Below are 1,080 nucleotides of genomic sequence, written 5' to 3'. Positions count from 1 at the left end.
ATTTCACAAGTTACAAGAGTGTTTTGGTTCTATATAGCAAGTTTCACGCCATAAATTCGCAGGAGCAAGTTATAGAGAATATTCTTATAGTTGATGACCCGAACGATTTCTACGGAAGTAAGGATAAAGGAGAGATTGAGAGAGGGGAAAATCTCTATGATCCTGATTTTGCATCAATAAATACGAAGCTTTGGTTTAATAGCTTTATGGGCAGGCTTTACTTATCTTTATGTGAAAGCCTAACCTGTGAGCACTGCTGTAGGATGATATCCATGGAATCTGCCAATACCAATACGAAAAGTATGCTAAACAAGTTGGTCTTGGATTACAATCGATCAAGACAGGCGGCGATAACTACGGATCTAATAGAAGTGGTTAGTGGATGCGAAGCTTTGGGGTAGGTGTATGGCAGAAGTAACGCAATGTGGTGGAGTTTGTCCAACGATTGAGGAAGCTGAAGAGGCGGTTAGAGTCATAATAAGGTGGATGGGGGATGATACTGATAGGGAAGGTTTATTAAAAACACCTCGTAGAGTCTTGGATTACTATAAAAAGTTTTGTTCTGGTTATGCTACTGAACTTCTCTCTCACTATTCTCTTCTTCCCTACGATGGTAGGGTTTCAGAAATGGTGTTGGTAAAAAACATAGGATTTTCTTCAAACTGCGAACATCATCTTAGTCCTATATGTGGGGTGGCACATATCGCTTATATACCAAAAGAGAAGATACTTGGTATTGGTAGTATAGCGCATATTGTTGGTTGTTTTTCGAAAAGGCTACAGCTTCAGGAGCGTCTTACTAATCAGGTAGCAGAGTATTTAGAGAAGATACTTGAGCCTCATGGTATTGCTGTAATACTAGAAGCTGAGCATTGGTGCGTTGAGTGTAGCAGCAGGGATGCTGCCTCTAGAGATGAGAGATTAAACGTTCAAACTAGTCAAATGTTAGGTGTTTTTGAAGAGCGTTGTGATTTACGCAATGAATTCTTCTTGAGAATAAAAATGTCTAAGTAGAGGTGTGTTTTGAGTGCCTTGAATATAGCAGAAGATATAATTAAACTTATAAAGTCTCGTGGAGTT

At 39.2% G+C, this 1,080-nt stretch carries 2 protein-coding genes; both read left to right on the top strand.

Annotated elements, in window-relative coordinates; genetic code table 11:
* Nucleotides 1-401 (top strand): F0F1 ATP synthase subunit gamma (locus KPX09_RS05365; protein WP_249549315.1); only part of this gene is annotated, 401 nt, incomplete at its 5' end.
* Between the two features lie 4 nt (nt 402-405).
* Complete coding sequence (gene folE / locus KPX09_RS05360) at nt 406-1,014, top strand: GTP cyclohydrolase I FolE (protein WP_249549314.1); 609 nt, start codon at nt 406-408, stop codon at nt 1,012-1,014.
* The last annotated feature ends 66 nt before the right edge of the window (nt 1,015-1,080 follow it).

This window comes from Anaplasma phagocytophilum (assembly GCF_023476575.1).
GTDB classification, from domain to species: Bacteria; Pseudomonadota; Alphaproteobacteria; order Rickettsiales; family Anaplasmataceae; genus Anaplasma; species Anaplasma phagocytophilum_A.
Note: the sequence above shows the minus strand (reverse complement) of the source record. Positions and strands in the feature narration are given on the sequence as shown.

What these genes read in the sequence shown, in the direction of transcription:
- folE (WP_249549314.1), top strand. Translation starts at nt 406, where the DNA reads ATGGCAGAAGTAACGCAATGTGGTGGAGTTTGTCCAACGATTGAGGAA.